At 71.4% G+C, this 22,775-nt stretch carries 20 protein-coding genes and 1 tRNA gene; 6 read left to right on the top strand and 15 right to left on the bottom strand.

The features are described from left to right. Window position 1: 1 nt before the first annotated feature. From ACN27F_RS28010 to ACN27F_RS28000, 3 genes are read right to left on the bottom strand one after another with little or no spacing between them, the layout of a single operon-like run. Window positions 2-571 carry an ECF transporter S component gene (locus ACN27F_RS28010; protein WP_421438418.1) on the bottom strand — a complete coding sequence of 190 codons (570 nt, stop codon included), beginning with the start codon at window positions 569-571 and terminating at the stop codon, window positions 2-4. Beyond that, window positions 568-1,404, bottom strand: a complete 837-nt coding sequence (locus tag ACN27F_RS28005; RefSeq protein ID WP_421438416.1) for an energy-coupling factor transporter transmembrane component T — start codon at window positions 1,402-1,404, stop codon at window positions 568-570. The genes ACN27F_RS28010 and ACN27F_RS28005 overlap by 4 nt, the downstream gene beginning before the upstream one ends. Further along, window positions 1,401-3,230, bottom strand: coding sequence for an ABC transporter ATP-binding protein (locus tag ACN27F_RS28000; protein WP_421438414.1), 1,830 nt, complete (start codon window positions 3,228-3,230; stop codon window positions 1,401-1,403). The genes ACN27F_RS28005 and ACN27F_RS28000 overlap by 4 nt, the downstream gene beginning before the upstream one ends. A 35-nt stretch (window positions 3,231-3,265) precedes the next feature. On the opposite strand from ACN27F_RS28000, the gene ACN27F_RS27995 reads away from it, so the two are divergent. Further along, entirely contained in the window at window positions 3,266-4,984 is a 1,719-nt protein-coding gene (locus ACN27F_RS27995) for an SWIM zinc finger family protein (RefSeq protein ID WP_421438412.1), read from the top strand. Window positions 4,985-5,058: 74 nt separating this feature from the next. Here ACN27F_RS27995 and ACN27F_RS27990 read toward each other — a convergent pair. Further along, window positions 5,059-5,131: transfer RNA gene (locus tag ACN27F_RS27990), tRNA-Asn, on the bottom strand. A gap of 335 nt (window positions 5,132-5,466) precedes the next feature. Between ACN27F_RS27990 and ACN27F_RS27985 the strand changes: the two genes are divergently transcribed. Next, window positions 5,467-5,811, top strand: coding sequence for a hypothetical protein (locus ACN27F_RS27985; protein ID WP_421438410.1), 345 nt, complete (start codon window positions 5,467-5,469; stop codon window positions 5,809-5,811). Between the two features lie 84 nt (window positions 5,812-5,895). Here ACN27F_RS27985 and ACN27F_RS27980 read toward each other — a convergent pair whose 3' ends face one another. The 4 genes from ACN27F_RS27980 to ACN27F_RS27965 all read right to left on the bottom strand — a co-directional run bounded on the left by ACN27F_RS27980 (window position 5,896) and on the right by ACN27F_RS27965 (window position 10,410). Next, window positions 5,896-6,906 (bottom strand): sugar phosphate isomerase/epimerase family protein, encoded by a 1,011-nt coding sequence (locus ACN27F_RS27980; protein ID WP_421438409.1) that lies wholly within the window; start codon window positions 6,904-6,906, stop codon window positions 5,896-5,898. 327 nt (window positions 6,907-7,233) lie between these two features. Next, a complete protein-coding gene (locus tag ACN27F_RS27975) occupies window positions 7,234-8,139 on the bottom strand; it encodes a sulfotransferase family protein (RefSeq protein ID WP_421438407.1) in 906 nt (301 codons plus the stop codon). A gap of 4 nt (window positions 8,140-8,143) precedes the next feature. After that, a complete protein-coding gene (locus tag ACN27F_RS27970) occupies window positions 8,144-9,178 on the bottom strand; it encodes a sulfotransferase family protein (protein WP_421438405.1) in 1,035 nt (344 codons plus the stop codon). Then, window positions 9,175-10,410 (bottom strand): glycosyltransferase, encoded by a 1,236-nt coding sequence (locus tag ACN27F_RS27965; protein ID WP_421438404.1) that lies wholly within the window; start codon window positions 10,408-10,410, stop codon window positions 9,175-9,177. Before ACN27F_RS27965 ends, ACN27F_RS27970 begins: the two co-directional genes overlap by 4 nt. 275 nt (window positions 10,411-10,685) lie before the next feature. Here ACN27F_RS27965 and ACN27F_RS27960 point away from each other — a divergent pair, with 275 nt between their 5' ends. From ACN27F_RS27960 to ACN27F_RS27950, 3 genes are read left to right on the top strand one after another with little or no spacing between them, the layout of a single operon-like run. Continuing rightward, complete coding sequence (locus tag ACN27F_RS27960) at window positions 10,686-11,672, top strand: hypothetical protein (RefSeq protein ID WP_421438402.1); 987 nt, start codon at window positions 10,686-10,688, stop codon at window positions 11,670-11,672. Next, window positions 11,665-12,444 carry a sulfotransferase family protein gene (locus tag ACN27F_RS27955; RefSeq protein ID WP_421438400.1) on the top strand — a complete coding sequence of 260 codons (780 nt, stop codon included), beginning with the start codon at window positions 11,665-11,667 and terminating at the stop codon, window positions 12,442-12,444. Before ACN27F_RS27960 ends, ACN27F_RS27955 begins: the two co-directional genes overlap by 8 nt. Continuing rightward, complete coding sequence (locus ACN27F_RS27950) at window positions 12,441-13,949, top strand: hypothetical protein (protein WP_421438398.1); 1,509 nt, start codon at window positions 12,441-12,443, stop codon at window positions 13,947-13,949. Before ACN27F_RS27955 ends, ACN27F_RS27950 begins: the two co-directional genes overlap by 4 nt. Here the strand turns inward: ACN27F_RS27950 and ACN27F_RS27945 are convergent, their stop codons facing one another. Further along, entirely contained in the window at window positions 13,950-14,900 is a 951-nt protein-coding gene (locus ACN27F_RS27945; RefSeq protein ID WP_421438396.1) for a DUF559 domain-containing protein, read from the bottom strand. Window positions 14,901-15,094: 194 nt separating this feature from the next. After that, window positions 15,095-15,865 (bottom strand): helix-turn-helix domain-containing protein, encoded by a 771-nt coding sequence (locus ACN27F_RS27940; protein WP_421438395.1) that lies wholly within the window; start codon window positions 15,863-15,865, stop codon window positions 15,095-15,097. Window positions 15,866-16,010: 145 nt separating this feature from the next. Here ACN27F_RS27940 and ACN27F_RS27935 point away from each other — a divergent pair, with 145 nt between their 5' ends. Further along, entirely contained in the window at window positions 16,011-16,211 is a 201-nt protein-coding gene (locus ACN27F_RS27935; RefSeq protein WP_421438393.1) for a hypothetical protein, read from the top strand. 21 nt (window positions 16,212-16,232) lie between these two features. On the opposite strand, the gene ACN27F_RS27930 is transcribed toward ACN27F_RS27935, so the two are convergent. From ACN27F_RS27930 to ACN27F_RS27910, 5 genes are all read right to left on the bottom strand, one after another. After that, window positions 16,233-17,084, bottom strand: a complete 852-nt coding sequence (locus tag ACN27F_RS27930; protein ID WP_421438391.1) for a sulfotransferase family protein — start codon at window positions 17,082-17,084, stop codon at window positions 16,233-16,235. Then, a complete protein-coding gene (locus tag ACN27F_RS27925) occupies window positions 17,081-18,706 on the bottom strand; it encodes a flippase (protein WP_421438390.1) in 1,626 nt (541 codons plus the stop codon). The genes ACN27F_RS27930 and ACN27F_RS27925 overlap by 4 nt, the downstream gene beginning before the upstream one ends. A 1-nt stretch (window position 18,707) precedes the next feature. Further along, window positions 18,708-19,838: a Wzz/FepE/Etk N-terminal domain-containing protein gene (locus ACN27F_RS27920; protein ID WP_421438389.1), complete on the bottom strand. Its 1,131-nt coding sequence runs from the start codon at window positions 19,836-19,838 to the stop codon at window positions 18,708-18,710. Between the two features lies 1 nt (window position 19,839). Beyond that, window positions 19,840-21,363: an O-antigen ligase family protein gene (locus ACN27F_RS27915; protein WP_421438387.1), complete on the bottom strand. Its 1,524-nt coding sequence runs from the start codon at window positions 21,361-21,363 to the stop codon at window positions 19,840-19,842. 158 nt (window positions 21,364-21,521) lie between these two features. Then, the gene (locus ACN27F_RS27910) at window positions 21,522-22,682 is read right to left on the bottom strand and encodes a glycosyltransferase family 4 protein (RefSeq protein WP_421438386.1); all 1,161 of its coding nucleotides are present in this window, start codon (window positions 22,680-22,682) and stop codon (window positions 21,522-21,524) included. Between the last annotated feature and the right edge of the window lie 93 nt (window positions 22,683-22,775).

Here is a 22,775-nt window from a genome sequence, read left to right as displayed (position 1 = left end):
CTCAGCCCTCCACTACCACGGTGCGACGCGTCGCGGTGGCCGGCGCGATGCCCCGGGCCACGCCGGTCTCGGCCAACCGGCGCGCGACGACCAGCCCGAGCGCGGTGAACGCCAGCTCGCTGGCGAGCATGAGCGCGAAGAAGATCGCCTGAACGACCAGCGGCATGGTGGAGATGTTGAACGCCGCGTACGCGGACACGGCGTACGCGGCGACGAAGACGGCCGCGGTGAGGTGGAACAGCCACGGCCGCCAGATCCGGTACCGGGTCACCAGGAAGCCCAGCTCGATAGCGACGCCGACCATCAGGCAGGTGACGACAGCGCTCGGCCCGGCCGGCGTGGGAATGCTGATCACGCCCGCGATGAACATGGTCAGGACGGCCGAGCCCGGCCGGCGCAGGACCGCGAGCGCGACCACCGGGCCGATGATCCACAGCCCGACCATCGGCGCGTAGGCCAGTGGCATGGTCGCGGAGACGCTGAACGCCGCATAGTTCGACGGGATCAGCAGTACGCCGGTGGCCGCGCCGATCGCGGCGCACGCCATCAGGAAACGGGTGGTCAATGTCAACGGATGCCTCCGGGGAAGGTTGTCACGAGCATCGGGATCAGCGGGGCGCTCGCCAGCAACAGGACCAGCAGCGCCACGTCTCGCGGCCGGAACGGGACGTGACGGCGCTCGGTGCGGGTCGGATATGCGCCGAAGCCTCGCGCCTCCATCGACAGCGACACCCGGTCGGCGTGCCGGATACCGCCCGCCAGCAGCGGGATCGCGTACCCCAGATGGCGACGGACGGTCGCCACCGGACCGCGCCCACCGGCCATCCCGCGCACCCGGTGCGCGCTGCGGATCGTCTCCAGTTCCTGCGCGAACCGGGGCACGAAACGCAGGGCCGCCAGTCCGGCGTAGCCGATCCGGTACGGCACCCGCAGCTGCGAGATCATCGAACGGACCAGGTCCGTGCCCTGCGTGGTCAGCCCGGACAGCAGGGCCAGCGCGACCACCGAGGCGACCCGCAGGCCGGTGGCCAGGCCGGTCTGCAACGCACCGGACCACAGGGTGAACGGACCGAGCCGCAACAGGGCCTGGGTGTGGTCGACCCGGGCGGGGTCGGTCCACACCCCGAACGACACCGTCATCACCGCCACCAACGCGGTGACGCCCACCAGCAGCCGGGTCGCCGTACCGGTCGATAGCCGGCCGCCGACCAGCAGCAGGCCGAGGGCGAGTGCCGCGAACATCGCCGGGGTCAGCAGGTCGCGGGAGCCGATCGCCACCACCATGGCCGGAACCGGACCGAGCACCTTGACCAACGGGTTGTACGTGCGCAGGTCGAGCATGGAACCGGACTGGTGTGGCGTACCGACAGCACCGGACGCGCCGGTGACCAGGCCGATCGTCATGCGGGCACCGCCGCCGGGTCGCACGGATCTTTGGCCAGAGCGGACGGGATGCTCGCCGGGTCGGACGGAACGTCGGCCAGCCGGGTGACGCACCGCCACCGCGGATGGCGGGCGAGCACACCGGTGGCGCGGGCCACCGGCGGCGGGCGCAGGCCGGCCCGGGCAAGTACGTCGGCGTCGGCGAACACCTCGGCCGGGCCTGCCTCGGCGATCACCCTGCCGTCGGCGAGCACCACCACCCGCGTGGCGTGTTCGGCGACCAGCTGCATGTCGTGGGTCACCACCACCACCGTGGTGCCGGTCCGGTGCAGGTCGGTGAGCAGCTTCAGCAGTTCGGTGGCTCGCTGCCGGTCCTGGCCGAACGTGGGTTCGTCGAGCACCAGCACCCGCGGGCCGCAGATGATCGCGGCGGCCACCGACAGCCGTCGCTTCTGACCACCGGAGAGCAGAAAAGGGTGCAGGTCACGGAGCTTACGCAGGCCGAAGCGGTCCAACACGTCGTCCACCCGAACGGCCACCTCGTCCTCGGCCACGCCCCGCAGACGCAGTCCGTGGGCCAGCTCGCCGTCCACCCGGTTGGTCACGAACTGGTGCTCCGGGTTCTGGAAGACGAACCCGACCAGTCCGGCCAGGACCCGGCTGTCGACCCGGGACGGATCGACGCCAGCCACCCGTACCGCGCCACGTGGTGACCGGGTCACGCCCGCGACGGCCTGCGCCAGCGTGGTCTTGCCGGCACCGTTGGCACCGACCACGGCGACCAGTTCACCTGCGGCTACCACCAGGTCGATCCCGTGCAGCAGGGATCGGCCACCCCGGCGCACGGTGAGCTGAGCGACCTCGATCGCGGTGCCGGCGGAGCCGCCGTCCGTCGCCGACGGGCCGGCGACCGGCGGCAGGCCTGGTGGCGGCAGTGGTCCCGGGGGCGGCGGCAGGTCCGGCTGTGCGTCGAGCGCGGTGGCCAGCTCGGCCGGCGTCAGCGGCAACGGTTCGAGCGCCACACCGCACGACCGTAGGCGCAGCGCGGCCAGCGTCGCCTGGGGCAACCACACACCGAGTCGCACCAGCCGCTCGGCATTTTCGGTCAGTACCCGCCGGATCGGTCCGTCCAGGGTCAGTCGGCCGTCGCCGTCCAGCACGACCACCCGGTCCACCAACTCGACCGCGCTGTCGAGGTTGTGTTCGACGAGCAGTACACCACGCTCGCCGGTAGCCACGATCCGCCGTAACAGGGCGTGGACCTCCTCGACCCCGACCGGGTCGAGGTTGGCGGTCGGCTCGTCGAGGACGAGCAGCGGTGACCGCAGCGCCAGCGCGCACGCGATGGCGAGCCGCTGTCGGCCGCCGCCGGACAGCTGGCTCGGGTCATCGTCGCGGCGTCCCCACAGACCGACCGTGCGCAGTGCTTCCTCGGCCCGATCGAGAACGTCCCCGGCGGGCAGCCGGAGGTTCTCCGGTCCGAAGCAGACCTCGTCGAGGACCGTCGCCATCACCACCTGCGCGTCGGGATCCTGGAAGACCATCGCGACATCGGTGGCGAAGCTCGGCACCGGGTGGCTCGCGGTGCTGCGGCCACCGGCGTGCACCGCACCGTCCACCCGGGCGGGCAGCACATCCGGAATCAGCCCGTTGCTGGTCAAGGCGAGTGTCGACTTGCCGCACCCCGACGGCCCCAGCAGCAGGACGGCTTCCCCCGGCCGCACGTCGAACGACACGTCGACCGGGGTGGGACGGCTGTAGCGTACGACACCGTCAGGGTCGTCCCGGTGCTGGGCGAGCTCGTACCGCACGGACACGCCGTCGAACGAGAGCAGGGCCTGATCCACGCAGGTAAGGATAGGCGAGCCTAACCAGACACGCCATGACGCGGCGCGACCGCCGTGCCCGGCGACGCCCCGGTGTTGATAGTTTGCTCGCCGTGGTGTGGTTCAGCGACACGGATCTGCGTGCCCTGGCCGGCGGTCGCTCGTACGCGCGGGCGTTCGACTACGTGGACACCGTCACCGGCCTCGGCGAACTGCCGGACGGGGTCACCGCGGTCGTGCCCGGCTCCATCGGCCGGTACAAGGTTCGGCTGACCGGTGAACTCGACGATGACCTCGACGGCGACTGTTCCTGCCCGTACGGGCAGGAGGGAAATTTCTGCAAACACTGTGTCGCCGTCGGGTTGTACCTGCTGCGCGGCTCGGCGTCGGGCGGCACCGTCCTGACTGACGACGGATCATCCGATCCTGGAAAGTTCGACGTCCGTGGCTACCTCGCCACCCTGACCCATCCGGAGTTGGTCGAGCTGCTGGCCGAGCGGGCCGAGTCCGATTCCAGCCTGTTCCGAAAGCTGAAACTGGCCGCACTGGCCGCCGCGCCCCTGCCGGATCTGCCGGGGCTGAGCCGACAGGTCGACCTGCTCGACGTCGACTGGCTCGATCACGACGCGGTCGACGACTACGTCACCGGCGCCGACGAGCTACTCGACGTGGTGCGGCGGCTCGTACCGGCGCACGCCGGTGCCGTACAGCCGCTGCTCCGCCGCGCCGCACGCCACCTCGGCGATACCGCGAACCGGACCGCCGACGGGGCTTATCCGATCACCGAGTCGGCTGCCCAGGCCTGGCAGCTGTACCTGCAGGCCTGCGCGGCCGTCCCACCCGACCAGGTCGAACTCGCCGACTGGCTGGTCGATTTCCAGGTGTCCGGCCCGGACTGGCCGGACGTCACGCTGACCGAGGTGCTCGACCTGCTCGGCGACACCGGCCTCGATCGCTACCGCGAACGCCTTGCCGTTGCCGCAGCGGCCGAGCCCGGCGGCAGCCGGTGGCACCTGCGGCGCCTGCAGGAGGAGCTTCTCCGCGTCAGCGCCGATCCGGACGCGCTCGTCGAGTTCCTGGCCCAGGATCTGTCCGGACCGCACCAGTTTGTTCGGGCGGCCCAGGTGCTACACGAAGCCGGGCGTACCGCTGAAGCGATCGATTGGCTGGAACGCGGCTTCGACACCGGCCAGGGTCCAGATGACCACCGGTTGACGACGCTGGTCGACCTGCTCGCGGACCTCTACCGCGAGACCGGCCGGGACGGTGAGGTGATCGGACTGCGGGAACGACACTTCGTCGTCGACGGCAGCGAGAGCGCCTACCGGGCGTTGCGCGCCGCCGCCGGACGGAGCCCGCACTGGCCGCCGATCCGTGCCCGGGCGCTGGAGTCGCTGCGCCGTCGGGCGCAGGACCGGGCGCACTGGTCCGCCGCGGACACCTTGGCCCAAGTTCTGCTCGACGAGGGCGAGGACGCCGAGGCATGGCACGTGACCCAGGATCACCGCTGCACCGATCCGGTGGTTCTGGCGGTCACCGCCAGGCGCGCCCGGACCCACCCGGCCGACGCCGTCGCCGTCTACCGGCCGATGGTCGCCGCCGCGGTCGGACAGACCAACAGCACCGGATACGAACAGGCGGCCCGGCTGCTGCTGACCATGCGTCCGCTGTTCGCGCGCTCGGGCGAGGACTTCGCCGGCTACGTGACCCAGCTACGGGAAGCCAATCGCCGCAAGCGCAACTTCATCGCCGAGCTGAACCGTAACGGACTGTGAGTGATCGGCGGGATCGGACAACCGCCGGACCACGGGCCCGGTATCGATCCGGTCCGCCAGGTGCTCATGGAAAGCTCCCCCGTTTGGACTCGAACCAAAAACCTGCCGGTTAACAGCCGGCTGCTCTGCCAATTGAGCTACGGGGGACCGCCGCGTCGCCGGCTTTCGCCGTCCGGCCGCCTGCGACGGCACAAGAGTACAGGACGTCGCCCGGGCCCGGATGACCGGGTGGTCGGCCGCGACCGGGGTCCGTCGGTCCACCGTCCGATCCGCCGGTCCACCGGCCGGCCCCGGCGAACCGGACAAAAAGTGGAGTGGGGGTGCCAAGACGCGTAGCAAAGGAGCAGGATGGGTAGGGAGGAGAGCAGACAACGCAGGACATGACACGACCGGGTCGCCCACCGACCAGCCGGGCCGCGAACCCCCTTTTCGGACCTCGGCTGCCGCAGGCACACCGGGGTCAGGTACGGAAAGGAGCCGCCATGCGCGGAAAGCTTTGGTTCATCGGCGGGGTGGCCGTGGGTTTCATCCTCGGTGCCCGTGCCGGCCGGGAGAGGTACGACGAGCTCGTACTCAACGCCCGCAAGGTGATGGACCACCCGACGGTGCAGGAGGCCGCAGGCGTGGCTCAGGCCCAGGCCAACCGCATCTACGCAGAGGGCAAGGAACGGCTGAGCCACACCCGGCTGGGCGAGAAGCTCAACGGGTACAGCCACGCGACCCCGTACACCGACAGCCTCGCCAGCACCGGGGCGGAGATCGGCGCCCCCGACGACACACCGGGGAGCAGCAGCACCGGCAAGAGCTCCGGCGGCGCCACCAGCTGAGCCGGCGCGACGCCGAGGCGGGGCCGGGCACCATCGTAGTGCCCGGCCCCGCCTCGGTCGCCTGCCGCGACAGCCGCCGGACGGTCAGTCCCGGCTGCTGGAGAATGCCGCGTCGAAGGCCGCCGTTGGCGCGTCGAAGGCGTGCGAGCGGACGAACCGCAGTGCCTCGGGCGCCCCGACCAGCCGGTCCATCCCGGCGTCCTCCCACTCGATCGAGATCGGCCCGCTGTAGCCGATCGCGTTGAGCGCCCGGAAGCAGTCCTCCCAGGGCACGTCGCCGTGTCCGGTGGAGACGAAGTCCCAGCCGCGCCGCAGGTCGGCCCAGGGCAGGTGGGAGGAGAGCCGGCCGCGCCGACCGTCGCCGGTACGCACCTTCGCGTCCTTGCAGTCGACGTGGTAGATCCGGTCGGCGAACTCGAGGATGAAGTTCACCGGATCCAGTTCCTGCCAGACGAAGTGCGACGGGTCCCAGTTGAGACCGAAGGCCGGCCGGTGCCCGATCGCGTCGAGCGTCCGCCGGGCCGTCCAGTAGTCGTAGGCGATCTCGCTGGGATGCACCTCATGCGCGAACCGCACCCCGGCGTCGTCGAACACGTCCAAAATCGGGTTCCACCGGTCGGCGAAGTCCTGGTAACCGCGTTCGACCATCTCCGGCGGGACCGGTGGGAACATCGCCACGGTGTGCCAGATCGACGATCCGGTGAAGCCGACCACGGTGGACACGCCAAGCTTGGCGGCCGCCCGGGCGGTGTCCTTGATCTCCTCGGCGGCACGGCGGCGGACCCCTTCCGGCTCGCCGTCGCCCCAGATCCGCCCGGGCAGGATGCCCTGGTGCCGCTCGTCGATCGGATGGTCGCAGACGGCTTGGCCGACGAGATGGTTGGAGATCGCGTACACGTCGAGGTTGTACTTCGCCAGTGTCTGGCGCTTGCGGTCGACGTACCCGTCCTCGGCCAGCGCCTTGTCGACCTCGAAATGATCCCCCCAGCAGGCGATCTCCAAGCCGTCGTAGCCCCACTCCGAGGCGAGCCGGCAGACTTCCTCGAACGGCAGGTCGGCCCACTGGCCGGTAAAGAGCGTGATGGGTCGCGCCATGGTCCTTCTCCCGTAGTCGTGGCTGGGATCCCGAACCCGCGCCGCGACGCGGCGCACAGTGATCGGCGCCGCTCGCGCGGCGTCTCGATGGACCGGCGCGAGGTGACGGTCCGGTGCGTTTGCGGTGCTGCGACGGCACCCGGCACGGCAACCGGTGCGGATCGCTCGCGCGGGCCCGCCGAATCGGGTCGCTGCATGCGACCGGGCGGGTTGCGCCTGCCGCCCGGACACCGGCCCGTCGGAGGGCCTGCCGGCTTCACTCTACGGCCGTAGCGCCGCCAGCGATAGGGCCGGCTCGGCACCCGGCCGGCTCGGCACCCGGCCGGCTCAGTAGCCCCACTCGGCTAGGGTCTTGTCCAGCACCCGCTCCACCGCGGACACCTGGACCGCGGTCAGCTCCCGCTGGTACGCCGCGCCCCGGCCGGCGTGGAACTCATGGCGGCGAAAGCCCCGCTCGAATGCCGGCGACCAGTCCAGGCCGAGGAACTCCACCATCCGCGCCACCTCGTCCCGCGGCGCGCTCAGCAGATCCTCGTAGCGCACGTCGAGCCACTGATCCGCCGGGTGCGCCGCGCGGGCCTGCGTGAACGCGCCCATCAGCATCCTCCAACCGAGCGCGGCGAGCACCGGGAACGACCGGTCCGCCTCCTCCCACTCGGCCCGCAACTCGGGCGGCAGCGGGCCGAACAACCAGTTGTCCGGCCCTCGCCAGCCGTCCCACCAGCCCATCTGCAACCACGAGTTGGCCACCGCACGCCCGTCGCGCACCACGTTGACGACCTTGAGATCCGGGTACGCGGCGTGCAGCCAACCGGTCCGCGGCCAACCGGTGACATGCTGCAGCAGCACCTGGCAGCCCTGCCGCTCGATCCGTCGGTCGAAGAAGGCCCGCAGCCGGTGCTCGACGTACGGGGTCAAATCATCGGCCCGCAGGTCCCGGCACGGCTTGGAGTAGCCGGCCATCACCTGCCGGTCGATCAACTGGTACGCCTCGGACGGCGCTACCCGCACCCGGCCACGTTCCAGCAGCCGACGGCTGTGTCCGAGTGAGGTCATCCCGGCCGGCCGGGGCACCGAGCGGCGATAGAGCCGGCCGTTGCGCCGGCCGGACAAATTGAGCCGGGGCAGCTTGTCGTCGAACCCGGAGACGAACCCGACACCCGGGTGCCGGGCGAGGATCTCCTGCACCAGGGTCGAGCCGCACCGTCCGGTGCCCACCACGACGGACAGCATCAGGTCAGCCCTCCTTGGTCAACGCCGGCGCCGGGGCGGCCGAGGCCGACGACACCGGTGGACCAGGCGGCCGGCGTACCGGGTAGCCGAGCCGGCGCAGCAGGGGCATGGCCACGGCGGTCACGGTCGCGTACGAGTGGTGGGGCAGCGCGCGGATCCACTCCGCGTCATCGCTGATCGGCACGGCACCGGTGCGGTGCCGTGCCGGGTTGCCGGCGACCGAGTGGGTCGGGTCGAGCCGGACCCGGCCGGCGTCGTCGATCGCGAGCCCGTCCGGGTCCAGTCCGGCGAACTCGGCGATGCGCCGCAACTGGCGCACCGGGTCGGCGACCACGTCTTCGTAGCGCACCCGAAGGTAGCGGTCCGGCCCGGCGGTGGCGAACAGCCGCACGGTGGCCGCGTTCCACACCCGCCACAGCAGCGCGGCTTTCCACACCGGGGGCCGGCTCATCAACTTGGCGTCCGCGACGCCGTCCAGGCCGCGCCGGCGCCGCCAGGAGAAGGCCGTGCCGCGCGGGTCCCGGACCAGGTGCAGCACGCGCAGGTCGATGCCGGGCAGTTCCCGCAGCAGCGCACCGTACGGCGGCAGTTTGGACGAGTCGACGACCACCGGCGGTCGACCGTCCCCGGCGTAACCGGCCTGGCGGGCGAGCGCCCGGTAGACGGCGGCGATGGTGGCGTCGTCGGGGTGCGCCGGCACGGCCCGCCGGCCGGCGCGGGCACGGCGCAACAGGGCCGGCAGGTCCCGCATCCGCAGCCGGGTACGCAACCGCCGGGCGATCCCGGCCGGGTCGTGCGGTCGGGGCACCTCGGTGAGCACCGCCGACCAGGCGGGACACCCCCCGAACGGGGCGCCGCACCCGCAGGGCCGGTTGTCCAGCAACCCGCGCTGCCACAGGTAGCGCACCTCGCCTGCGGCGAAGCAGCCGTCGATCTGGCCGAGGATCGTGGTGATCAACGTGCTGCCGCTACGCCCGCTACCGGCGAGGTACAGCACCCGCACCGGTGGCGCGGCGCCGGCCGGCTCCGGCGGGCTCATCGGTGCACTCCCGCCAGGTCCGGTGCGGCGGCGGCCCGGTAGGCGTCGCGCAGCCGGGCCAGGTGCAGCTCCGGGGTGAACTGGCTGTCGATCTTGGACCGGGCCGCCCGGCCCATCTCGTACGCCCGGTCCGGGTCGGCGACCAGCTTGCCCAGCGCGGCGCCGAGCGCGGCCGGATCACCGGCCGGGACGACCTCGCCGTCGACTCCCGGGCTGATCAGCTCGGGCAGCCCGCCCAGGTCGGTGCCGACCACCGGCACGCCGGACGCGAACGCCTCCAGCACCGCCATCGGCTGGTTCTCGTGCCAGCGTGACGGCACCGCTACCACCGCGCTGGACCGGATCAGTGCCTGCAACCGGTGCTTGTCCAGCCGGCCGTGGAACCGGACGCGGCCGGGCGCGACCCGGTCGGCGAGCGCCCGCACCGCAGGCAGCGCCGGACCGTCGCCGGCGACGTCGACCGTCGTGCCGTGCGGCACCGCGGCGACCGCCTCGACCAGCACGTCCACGCCCTTCTCCGGTGAGATCCGGCCGGCGAACAGCACTCCCCCGCCGGGCGCCGGCTTGACCGCGATGGCGCTGGTGTCGACGAAGTGGTTGATCACCCGCATCCGATCCGGGTAGACCCCGGCTCGGCGCATGACATCGGCCAGGAACCGGCTGGGGCTGACGAACACCCCGACCGGGCCGTACGCCCGTAACTGTCGGTGTATCCAGGACTCCACGGCGAGTAGCGTACTGGCGGAGGCCGATCCGTCCTTGCACCTGCGCCGCGCGGCGTGTAGCGGTCCGCCACCGACGCACGCGTCGCAGACCATCCCCCGATCGAGCATCTGGTAGCTGGGGCAGGCCAGCTTGTAGTCGTGCAGGGTGAGCACACACGGCACCCCGGCGGCCCGGGCCGCGGCCAGCACCGACGGGGACAGCTGGTGGTAGATGTTGTGCAGGTGGATCACGTCGGGCGCGAAGTCGGCGATCACCCGGGCCAGTCCGCGACGGCTCGCCGGTGACCAGAGCATCCGACCGGCGGCGGCGAGCCGGGGCCGCAGTCCGCGCGGCGGCGGCTCCAGTTCGACGTACGACGGGAAATGCTCCGCGTAGCGCAACGGACTGTCGTTGTCGGGATGGGTCATCCCGAAATATGCCACCTCGTTTCCGCCGATGCGCTGCAGTTCGGCGAGGTCGAGCAGATATCCCTCGGCACCACCGCGGCGATACAGAAACTTGTTCACATGGAGGACACGCATTTATCCGGCCCGCTCGCTCGATCCCGGGGTGCGTCCACCCGGTTATGGTGGCTCAGGGCACCCGCCCTGGCTGCTGCCTCACGCTATGCACCGGCGCCGGGATAGTCCAGTACCGAATCGCCAACTAGCTGATCGGATGATCTTGTGTGGCTGTCCAGCCTGTGGCCTGGCGTTTCGCCCCGATCTGTGGGTAGCCTGACGCCTTCGGCGACCTCGCCCAGCCTGGCCACCACGGCTGGTGACCTGACCGGGGAGGACCGGTGAAGCACGACGACGAGCCTTCGGCTCTGGCCTGGACCGCACGCCGCGTCGCGCGGCACGCCCGCTGGCTACGCACCGAGGGCCTGCGCCGCCTCGTCGAAGAGGACCGGCTCAACCCCGTCGAACGGGCCGGCACCGCGTGGGCCAAGGTGCGCTGGCGGCAGCGCTACGGCGTGACCCGCGGCGATGCCGTACCGGTGTATCTGGTCGGCCTGCAGCGCTCCGGCACCAACATGCTCGTCCGCGGCTTGGAAAATGCCGCCGAGTTTGAGGTGCACAACGAGAACGACCGACGGGTCTTCCACCGTTTTCAATTGCGCGACGACGCGGTGCTCACCGCGGTCGTCCGGCGCAGCCGGCACGCGTACGTGCTGATCAAGCCGCTGTGTGAGAGCCACCGGATCAACGAACTGCTCGACCTGCCGCAGCTGGCACCGGGCCGGGCGATCTGGGCCTGGCGCGACGTCGACGACCGGGCCCGCTCGGAGGTCGCCAAGTTCGGCGACTCCAACCTGCGTGCGCTGGCCGCCATCGCCGACGGCACCATCGGCCGGCGCTGGCAGGGACAGCGGCTCGACGCCGACACCTACGAGATCGTCCACGGCTTCGACTACCGGCGGATGGACCGGCACACCGCCGCCGCGCTGTTCTGGTACGTCCGCAACAGCCTCTATTTCCGGCTCGGCCTGCACCAGCGCGACGACGTACTGCTCAGCTCCTACGACGCCCTGGTCTCCGATCCGGCCGGGCAGATCCACCGGTTGTGCGACTTCCTCGGTGTGACCTACCGGCCGGCGCTGGCCGCGCACATCGTTCCCCGGACCCCGCGCCGGCACCGACTGCCGATCGACCCGGCGGTCCGCGCGCTCTGCGACCACCTTACCGGTCAGCTGGGCGCCGGCACCCCTGTCCCGCCCACCCCGCCTCAACAGGTTGACCCCGACCGGCGTGCTCCGGTGAGCGTGGAAAGGACCGACCATGCCTGACTCCCCCGCCCCGACCGCGCCGATATTCCTGGTCGGCTGCCAGCGCTCCGGCACCACCTTCCTGCGCCTGGTACTCGACTCACACCCGCGGATCTCCTGCGGCCCGGAGACCCGGTTCCTGCCGGACCTGCGCCGGGTCGTCGGATCGGACTGGGAGCGGCTGTCCCGGTTCGGGTTCTCCCGCGAGGACTGGCTACGACGCATCGCCGACTTCTTCGGCGGGGTGCACGCCGACTACGCCCGCGAACGCGGCAAGGCCCGGTGGGCCGACAAGACCCCGCTGTACGCCATGTCGCTCGACTTCGTCACCGAGGTCTTTCCGGACGCGCAGATCGTGCACGTTATCCGTGACGGTCGGGACGTGGTGGTGTCGCACCGTAAGCGGTTCGGTTACTGGTCGGCGGTCAAGTGCGTGGTGAAGTGGCCGCGCTACATCCGTACCGCGCGGGCGGTCGGTGCCACGCTGCCCGCTGATCGCTACTACGAGTTGCGCTACGAGGAAGCGGTCAGCGAACCGGAGAAGTCGATGCGCGCGCTGTTCGAATTCCTCGGCGAGCACTGGGAGCAAGGCGTGCTCGACTACGTGGCCAAGCCGCACGACGTGGCCAGCAAGTACACCACCGAGGCGGATCGACGGCGGGCCGCCGCCGGCACCGAGAAGGCGATCTACGGTTCCCGGGTGGGCAGCTACCGTCGCGAACTCGACCCGTTCCTGCGCCTGCTGGTGGCGGTCTTCTCCGGACGGATGTTGCGCGAGTTGGGCTATCGGTGAACGAACAGCCGGCGGCGGCGTGCCGCCGTACCCCTCCCGGCCGCCGTACGGTCACCGCCGTTCTCGGCGCCGTCCTCGGTGTCCTGCTGCTGCTCGCCGGCTGCACCAGCAGCAGTGACGACGAGACGCCACCCCCGCCACCGGTGCTGCCGACGGGTCCGGCGCTGCCGACCCTGCAGCCGTACGCCGGGCAGACCCATCCGTTCGGCGCCCACTGGGACTGGTCCCGATACGACCAGTTCCTGCCGTACCTGCGTAAGCTTTCCGGCTCGGCGACCTACCACGAGATGAGCTGGTGCGGTGTCGAGCCGGTCCAGGGCCAGCGGGACTGGTCGGCGCTGGACCAGATCGCCCAACGCAGCCAAGAACTGGGCATCACCCTCAACCTGAAGATCCGCACCGAGATGTGCTGGGTCACCGGCGGCACCCCGGAACACGTACGCGGCGAAGCCAACAAGACCGAGTCGGCGACGCCGCTGGACATGGCCGCCTACCGGCAGTTCGTCGGCGACGTGGTGCGCCGCTACACCCCGTACGGGGTGCGGCAGTACGCGATCGAGAACGAGGTCAACGCGCAGCAGTACTGGGCGGGCAGCCCGCAGGACTACATCGAGCTGGTGACGGTGGCCGCCGAGGCGATCCACGCCGCCGATGCGTCGGCCGTCGTGGTCGACTCGGGGATCAGCAGCGTCGCCTACGGCTTCGGGGTGGTGGACCGGCTGGTGACCGCCGGGCGCGACGACGAGGCGATCGCGGCCTACAACGCCTACTTCCAGCGCCGCATCGGCACCCGTGGCCGCAAGATCCCGCAGGTGTCCGACATCGACACGCTACGCACCGCGCTGGCCAACGAGACCAATGTCCGCAACCTGGACTTCCTGGCCGCCACCGAACAGCTGCTCGACGACGGCGTGGTGCAACTGCGCCAGGTGCACTACTACGAACACTACGAGGGCGTGCCGGCGCTGCTGGACTACCTGGCTGCCGAGACCCCGGACGGAGTGCCGGTCGAGGCGTGGGAGGTCGGGCAGTTCTGGCGCGACGGCGACGGCGACAGCACCAGCCGCGCCGAGGAGGTCGTCAAGGTCTCCACGATGCTGCTGGCCGGCGGGATCCGGCAGGTGATGTGGCTGCCGCTGGGCTACAACCCACAGAACCGGGCCGGCAGCGAGGTCCGCTACGGCCTGCTGGAGCCGGACGGCACCGAACGGGAAGCGGGCCGGATGTTCGAGACCCTGGCCGAGTCGGCACGCGGCGCGACGGTGTCGCCGGTGCGCCGGGACGGGCTGATCGGTGTCGCGTTCCAGCAGGGCGAGCAGTCCACCCTGGTGGTGTGGTCCAGCGAGGTCACCGACCCGGTACGGATCTCGCCTGCGCCGAGTCTGCACGCCGGGGCGGCCGGCGCCTCCCCGACCAAAGCCGCGGCCGAGGTGATCGTCACCGACCGCCCGGTGCTGCTGCGCGCCACCGCCTCCCCGGACAGCATCCTCGACGGCGTCGAGTAATCAGCTGGACCTGCGGCGCTTGTCGAGGATGGCCAGGATCTCGTGGCGAACCTGCTGCGGTTCGCACACCCGCCGGCGGTGCGCGAACCGCACCACCTGGATGCCGACGGTGGCCAGCAGTGCGTCACGCCGCAGGTCGACCTCGCGCTGGCGGGCGCTGCCGTGCGAGGCGGCTCCGTCGAGCTCGAAGTCGACCCGCTCCCGCTCGGCGTACACGTCGAGGTAACAGGTACGGCCGTGCACCTGGACTGCGAACTGGCGTCGGAAGTCGGGCATGCCGGCACCGACGAAGACGTGATCGTGGCCCCAGATTTCCAGCTGGCTGCGACAGCCGACGGCCAGTTTCGTCAGCAAGGTCCGCACCGCGGCGCGGTCGGTCAACCGGGGCAGGTCGTCGAGCGCGGTGCCGATCCTGTCCGCAGTGGTCAGACGGTCGTTGACGGCCAGGATCAGCGGGGCCGGTCGGTCGGTGGCCGGCAACAGCGGCCACGATTCGACCAACGCCCGCTCCAGCCGCGTCACCGGTGCTCCGTCCCGCACCACCACCTGCGGCGGACCGACGGTGAACGCCTGTCGGTGATGCACCCTCAGGCCAGCCCGGCCGCGTATCCCCACACCGTGCGGCACCGTCAGGTGCCGTGTCTCGTCGCGAGGTTGCTCACGCAGCCCCCAGACATCGAGCGCCGTGGTGTGGCTGAACGCGGCCCGACCGTCGACGTGGGCCAGCACCGCACGTCGAGACAGTCGCGGGTCGAGGTCGCTCAGATGCGATGCGCCGGGACGGGTGTCGTCGATCAGTTCGGCTGCGACGTAGACGCTGGGCAGGACGCGCCGCAGTCGGCCGGCGCGTACCGCGTCGTCCAGCACCCAGCGGGGCACCACCTGACCGGCCTGACGTCGGGTCACCACCCCGTGGTTGCGCCGGCACAGCGCGGCGAGCACCTCGTTCATGCCCAGCGACGATGCCGCGCCGGTGAGCGTCAGACGACGTGTGGGGCGTGGCGCTGTGGACGACCGCTCGGCTGTGGACGGAACGAGGTGAGTCTCGACGACGTGCTATCAACTCATGATCATTTAACGTTCTGCTGGGCGCTCATCGGCGTGTCGGCCGAATTTCCGTCAACTGATCATGAGGCAGCGGGCGGCTACTCCGGCGCGGGCGCGGGCCGGCGGTCGTAGGCGGCCAGGGTCGCCTTGTTCGTGCTGGCGTCCTGGAACACCAACTCCCAGGGTCCGGTGTTGACGTCCATCTCCTTGCCGAAACCGACCCACTTGCCGGCCAGTCGGCGCCCGGTGGGCTCGGCAAGCAGTTGGATCGCGCCGTGATAGCGGGCGCCCCGGTAGTACCCCTGCGGCGCGGTCTGCTCGACCCAGGTTCCGGTGATCACATTGCCGTCCACCGTCAGGTCCATCGTCAGCGGCGCGTCGGACGACCCGGGCAGACTGCGGACGGTGAGCCGGTCGCCGTGCTGGAGCAGGACCACGTAGTGCTGGCCGATGAACCTGTCGCTGCGACCTGAGCTGTAGTACTCGTACCGGGACAACCACACACCGGAGTAGTTGCCGGCCGGTGACCTACGCGGCACCGGTCCGCCGCTCGGGACCGGCATGGTCACGTTCGATCCTTCGACGTCGTGACCGCCTTGCCCGTCGTCCGCGACGCGGGCGCGCGGAACGGCCACGGTGAAGCCGAGCGAACCGATCGGCAGGCCGGTGACGGATTCCAACGCCCGTGCGTACGCCGGTCGTGGCGACGTGATGACGCCGGCCTCCCAACGCTGCACGAGTCGCTTGCTGGCGTCGTTGGGCACGCCGGCACGGTCGCCGGCCTCACGAAGGGCACTGGCGAAGTCGTCCTGGCTCATGAGCAGGCCCATCCGCACGGCTCGCAACGTCGCGTTCGGCGAGGTCGTCATGGGGGCGATCGTAACGACAGAGTCGTCGAAATGTCGCCCCGAATGTCGCCGGAACGTCGTTTCGAACGCCGTCGAACCAGGCGACGTTCCGGCGACATCATGGGTGGCGGCGGCTCGGCCGAGTTGTCGCAGAGAGGAGACGGCGATGGCGCACAGCGGGTTCCTGGCGGTTGGTCCCCGGCAGTTGCCGCAGGGCGGGACAGTCCAGGTCCGGGTCGACGCCGGCAGCGGTGCGATCGGGCAGCGGGTAGCAGTGCCCGTCAAGGATCTACACCTGGCCGAGATGGACAGCGGCCGGGGAAGCTCCGCCCTCTATGTCGTTCAAACCGAATCGGAGGACATGTGAGCGGCTGACGTCCAGACCGGTTCACGTAACGGCGGGCCAGGTGTGCGGCCAGCCGAGTAGTCCGGCCAGTTCGGCGTTGTGCGGGGCGAAGTAGTCGCCGAGGCGCTCCCGCAGCTCGGCGGTCAGCTCCCCCGGGCCCCGATCGGCACGCCGGGTGTGCTGGCCGAATGCCGCCGGGGTGAACGGATCCAGCCCAAGGAAGTCGAGCACCCGGGTGTAGACCGCCGCCGGGTCGGCGTACATGTCCTCGCTGCGCAGCACCAGCAGCCGGTCCGCCGGCAGGTGGGCGTGCCAGCGCCGCAGCTGCTCGGCGTAGCGGCCCCGGGACAGGTACGAGTAGTTGCGCAGCGCCGCGTGCGCCGCCGGAGCGTCCGGGCCGTCGCGCAGCGCATCGGCCAGCCGTTGCTCCTCGGCGGCCACCGCCTCGGCGAACGGCAACGGTTCCGCACCGTACGAGCGGGTGTGCAGGTAGTGCGAGTAGGCCCGCTCGACCGGATCCCGCACCAGGGCGACGAACCTGGCCTGCGGCAACGCCGCGGACACCCGGGCCGGCACGCTCGGGTGGAACAGGTAGTACGGGCTGGCCTCGAAGCTGCGTACCGCTGGTGGACGCACCGGGAAGTGCGCCCGGTACCACCGCAGCCCTCGCCCGTGGTGGACGGTGAAGAACTGCAGTTCCTTCCCGGTGGCCGGGCGTACCTGCGGGTGGGCGGCCAGGTAGTGGTGCAGCGAGGTGGTGCCGCAGCGCTGCCCGCCGATGATCAGGAACTCGGGTAGCGCGCCGAGCGGGCCGGGCACCACCGCCCGCGCCCAGGCCCGCGCCCCGCGTACGCTACGGCGCAGCCGGTCGGTCGTGCCCCGGTTGCCGGTCACCGGGCCGCCTCCTCCAGGTGTGCTGCCGGTGCACCGCCAGCACCCGGCGAGTCGGCAGCATCAGACGAGCCGGTGCCGCCGTCTCGGCGGCCGCCCCGGCGCAAAGTGCGCAGCACCATCAGATCCTCCCGGCTCAGGCCGAGCGCGAGCACCGCGCCGGCGTAGACCGCCGCCACCACCGGCAGTCCGATCAGCAACTGCGCCGGCCAGCCGGGCACCAGCCAGCGCACCGCCAGGCCGGCGGCCAGCGCGGTCAGCCCGGCCGCCAGTCCCTTGAGCATGCCGGTGGTCACCGGAACCGCGTGGATCAGCGCCCGGACCTGCAGCACGCGGGCGATGTTGACCACCGCCAGCGAGATCGCCCAGGCGATCGCCGCGCCGACGATCCCGTACGCCGGGATCAGCCACAGGTTGAGCAGGATGTTCAGCAGCAGGGCGGCGATGTTGTCGTACATGTTGACGGCCACCCGGCCGGACATGTTCAGCACCGTGCCGCACGGCCCGGTCGCCGCGTTGACCAACTGCCCGACGGCGAGGATCAGGGTGACGGCGGCACCGGCGGCGAACCCGCCGCCGAAAACCCTCAGCAGGCCCTCCGGGAAGACCAGCAACGCCACGAACGCCGGCAGGGACAGCCGCACCACCCAGCCGGTGGCGGCGCCGTAGATCCGCCGGACCTCGTCGGCGCGCCCTTGGTGGTGCAGGTACGCCAGATAGGGGCCGAACGCCGCGTTGATCGGCGCGAGGACGAAGATGGCCACGGTGACCAGCCGGGTGGCCACGTTGTAGACGCCGATCTCGTCGTTGGCGAAGAACCCGAGCATCAGGGTGTCCACCCAGATCAGCCCGGTGGACGACAGCGACGACAGCCAACTGACCGTGGAGAAACTGAACAGCTGCCGGGGCCGGTAGACGATCTCGCCCGGGGTGACCGTGCGCAGCAGCCGGGCCAGCGCGCCCAGCGCGAGCAGCGCCGCCGACCAGCCGGCGATGACCAGCGCCCAGTAGCTGCCGGTCACCCCGGCCCCGAGGATCAGGGCTCCGGCGGTGAGCAGCAGCCGGGTGCCGGGCTCGTAGATCTGCCCGATCAGGGTGAACGGGCGTTGGGTGCGCCAGCCCCGGGTGGCGGCGAGCGCTGCCTCGCACACGGTCAGCGCGGGCAGTGTCAACGCGACCAGCCGCAGTCCGGTGACCAGGCCGGGATCGTTGAGCGCGGTGGCCAGCCAGGGCGCGGCGACAGCCAGTGCGGCGGCGATCGCGGCGGCGGACGCGGCGGAGATCAGCAGGCCGAGCCGGATGGTGCCCCGGACGGCGGCCGGGTCGTCGTCGGCGAGGTGCACCGCGACGAACCGGGTCAGCCCGGCCCGGAACCCGGACAGCGACAGCAGGCTGAGCAGCGCCAGGACGGCGTAGCACTGGGCGTACTGGCCGACCTCGCTGATACCGAGGAACCGGGCCAGCAGCAGCATGACCAGGAAGACCGCGCCCTGGTTGAGCACGGCACCGACAAGGTTCAGCCCACCACCACGGGCCATCCCCCGGATGTGCCGGTCACCGGACTGCTGATCACCGGACTGCCGGTCGGCGGACTGCCGGTCGCCCGAGGATCGATCGGCGGACACGTCACCGACCGGTCTGGGCTTCGAGGGCACCGCCGGAGCCGTAGACCCGGCCACCGACCCGGGACACCTGTCCGACGGCGGCGGCCCGACCGACCCGGCCGGCCCGGGCAGCGGGGATCTCCCGGGTGTCGTCGGCACCGCGCGGGCCCGGCCCGTTCGGTGGGGTCGGGGTGCCAGACGGGCTGGTCGGCGGCTCCCCGGCCCGGTTGCGGGCGAGCAGTTCCAGCATCGCGATCAGCACCACGGCCAGCAGCAGCCCGGCACCGGCGACCGGCACCGTGGCGTTGATCAGGCTGCGGGTACGGGAGACCGCGCGGACCGCGCCGACGCTGGTCACCTCCTGCGGATCGGCGGCCTGAGCCTGGGCCCGGGCCGCCTGCAGACCCTGCCGGGCGGAGGAGAGTGCGCTGGTCGCGGCGTCGCGCTGGGCGATCAGGGCCTCGTAGTCGGGCAGTTTCGGCCCGATGGTGTCGAGCCGGCGTTGCCCGGCCTCGATCGCCTCGGTGGCCGCGTCGGCACCTCGGCCGTTGCCGACCGCCTGCATCTGCAACCGCTGCTGACGCAGGCTGGCCAGCTCATTGAGGGTCGCCTGGTAGATCTTGTCGGGCTGGGTGACCTCGTTCTCCTTTTCCCAGGTGGTGATCGCGGCGGTGGCCGCGTCGACGTCGGCGCTGGCGGCGGTGACCTGCTCGGTGGCGATGGCCACCTGGGAGGAGAAGAGGAAGGCCAGCGCCCGCTCGGCGGTGGCGGCGAGCACCGGGGCCACACTCGCCCGCTCCGGCGAGCGGTAGGTGATCTCCATCTGGCTGCTGGCGCCGACCTGGCTGACGACCAGGCCGGACCGCAACCGGTTTGGGCTGACCCCGGTGTCGGCGGCGACCTCGTCGACGACCCGCGGCGAGGTGGCCGCCGCGCTGAACGCGGCGGCGAACTGGTTGGCCGCCTGGTTGCCGGTGTACTGCTGGGCGGCGGCCCCGCCGACCAGCGCGGGAGCGGCGACGTACGCGATAGCGGTGTACTGCTGCGGGGCGATCAGCACCAGGGTCGCGGCCGCACCGGCGGCCAGCACCGGCACACCGGCCAGCAGCCACAGCCGCCGGCGCGCGATGCGCAGGTAATCGACGATCTCCACGCTATGTGCTCCTACTCGTACCGAGATGGTGTGGCGTCAGGGTCCGGGGACCGGGCCTGGCGGTGCGGCCATGGGCGATGGCACTGGCGGCGGCGGCGAAGGCGACGAAGTACCAGAGCGTCACCACGTTGGAGATGACGTTGGAGGCCAGGCTGACCGCGATGAAGGACACCACGCAGCCGGCGAACCCGACCGCGATGCCACGGTCCAGGCTGCCCGGCGGGGCGCGGCGCAGCGCGGACCGCGCGGTGTGCAGGATCAGCAGCAGCATCGCCAGGTACGCCAGCAGGCCGGCGAGACCGGTTTCCACGTACGCCCGCAACAGGTCGTTGTGCGGTTTCTTGGCCTGCGGGGTCTCGTGCTGGGTCATGTTCGGCCCGATGCCGGTCACCGGGTTGCGGTTGGCCAGTGGAATGATCTCCGCCCAGTAGCCGACCCGCCACTGCAGCGTGTTGCCGGTCGGTCCGCCGCCGGTGGCACGGTCCTCGCCGAGCTGGGCGAACCGGCTCCCGACCGACGGCAGCAGGCTGACCCCGGCGACCGCGACGACCAGCAGCATGGCCAGCATCCGCCCGCTGCGGTGCAGCACGGCGACGACGACCAGGCCGATCGCCGCGCCGAGGATCGCCGAGCGGGTGTTGGTGAGCATCAGGAAGACCAGGGAGACGGCGAGCAGGACGCCGAGCAGCAACCGCGCCCGCCGGGCCAGGAACCGGTGGATCGCGAAGCCGAAGATGACGAGGAACATCAAATAACGGCCGAACGTGGTCGACTGGCTGAACGGGCCGCTGATCCGGATGAACTGGCCTTTGACCTCGGACGGCACCTGGCCGAACGCGGTCATCAGCACGGTGTACGCCAGCGCCAGGACCAGGGAGGCGTAGCAGGCGATGAGGACGCGGCGGACCGCCGCCCGGTCGGGCATCAGCTGTTCGAGGATCACGAACATGACCACGACGGTGAGGATCCGCAGTGCCTCCAGCAGGCTCGGTGTGGTCCGGGTGGCACCGAGCGCGCTGACCAGGGCGGTCGCTCCGACCAGCAGCATCGCCCAGCCCAGCGGCGAACCACGCAGCCGGCCGTGCCGACGCAGCTGGGCGGCCAGCCACAACCCGGCGGCGAGCAGGAACAGCACCGCGACCATGGTCGACGGGTCGGTCAGCCGGGACGCCTGCTCGGTGTCCGCTCGTCCAGCGGTCGGCCCGCTGAGCTTGACCACGTCGAGCAGCGGACGCACGGCGAGCATCAGCATCACGTACCCGGAGAACCGGGTCATGGCCAGCACACCGACGGCGACGCCGGCGGTGACGGCGAGCGGAAGTACGACGCCGCGCCGGTCGCCGGCGGCGAGCGCCAGGCCGGCGCTGACCGCCACCACCGCGGCGGCCAGAGCGGCGAGGACGCTGAGTACGTGACCACCGGCGCCGCCCGACCGACCGTGCGTGGGCACGTCGGCGCCTCCGGGCGGCACGGCGCCGTCCGGCTCCCGGTCCGCTGGCCGGGGATCTTGCTGGGTTGTGGTCACTACACGCCGATCCGCTGTCCCGCTCCGCCCGCTGCCGGGTCGAGCTGTGCCACACGTCGCCGGCCACCCCGCGCGGGGCAGGCCGGGAGAATCTCGCAACGGCTAATCTAGCCGGGTCCTCGATGAGGCAGTATGGGCCGACACGCCGGGTGTGCGCATCAGCCGTCTGGTTCTGTCCGGACCCGTCGGCGAGGGCGGATCAGCTGGGGTCGGCGCGGCACGAGCAGGTCCCGGTAGAGCGCTTCGAGCTCCCGTGTGGCGGCGTCCCAGGTGTAGTCGGCGCTGACCCGTTCGCGCAGGGCGACGGCGCCGGCACGTTCACCGGCGGGGTCGGCGGCGAGCTGGCGCAGGGCGCGGATCAGGTCGTCGACGTCACCGTCGCGGAAGATGCGGCGCCCGGGCGCGTCGCTGCCGAGCACTTCGACGTGCGGGGTGATGTCGCTGGCCACCACCGGCAGGCCGTACGAGGCCGCCTCCAGCAGGGTCAGCGGCAGTCCTTCCAGCCGGGACGGCTGCACGAAGCCGACGGCGTGCGAGTAGAGCTCGGCGAGCAGGTCGCCGTAGGCGAACCCGGTGAAGACGATTCGCGGGTCGTCGACCGCCTCGGCGCGGACCCGGGCCACGAAGTCGTCGCTGAACGACGAGCCGCCGACGATGGCCAGCCGCAGGTCGGTCTCGATCTGACGGAACGCCCGGACCAGCAGGTCGGCCGACTTCTCGGGCACCAGCCGGCCGACCATCAGCAGATAGCGGCCGGGGATGAGCCCGAACCGGGGATTGATGTGCCGGGCCGGGACGTGTCGGGGTGCGCTCACCCCGTTGGGGATGTAGCTGGCCGGGTTGCCGAACCGGGTCTGGTAGTGGCTGGCCAGGCCGCGGGACACGGCGACCCGGGCGTCCGGGACGTGTCCGCTGAGCCAGTGCGCGGCGCCGAGCACGGTCTGGGCGACCCGGCTCCACTTGGCCCGCTGCTGGTCGAGGCCGTGCACGGTGAGCACGACCTTGCTGCGGGCGAGGTAGCGCGGCAGCGGTGCCACCAGGCCGGGACCGAGTCCGTGGTAGTGCACGATGTCCGGCCGCTCCCGCATGGCGGCGAGGGTGGAGGTGGTGGAGTGCACGATGGCGTCGAGGTGCTTGCTCGCCACGGTCCGCACCTGGCGCAGCCGTACGCCGCGGTAGTGGTCCATCGGCATTGAGCCGTAGCTGGGCCGACAGTAGACGGTGACGTCATGGCCGCGGGTGGCCAGCCGGCTGGCCAGTTCCTCGACGTGGCGTTCGATCCCGCCGTAGGTCGCGGGCATCCCCTTCTGCCCGATCATGGCGATCCGCAGGGGCCGGACCCCCGTGCCAGGTTCGCCCGATTTGCTGGCAACCTGGGGTGAATCGCCAGTAACCTGGTGGGGTACGGCCAC

Origin of the sequence: Solwaraspora sp. WMMB335 (assembly GCF_049179075.1) — a bacterium.
Classification (GTDB): Bacteria; Actinomycetota; Actinomycetes; order Mycobacteriales; family Micromonosporaceae; genus Micromonospora_E.
Note: the sequence above shows the minus strand (reverse complement) of the source record. Positions and strands in the feature narration are given on the sequence as shown.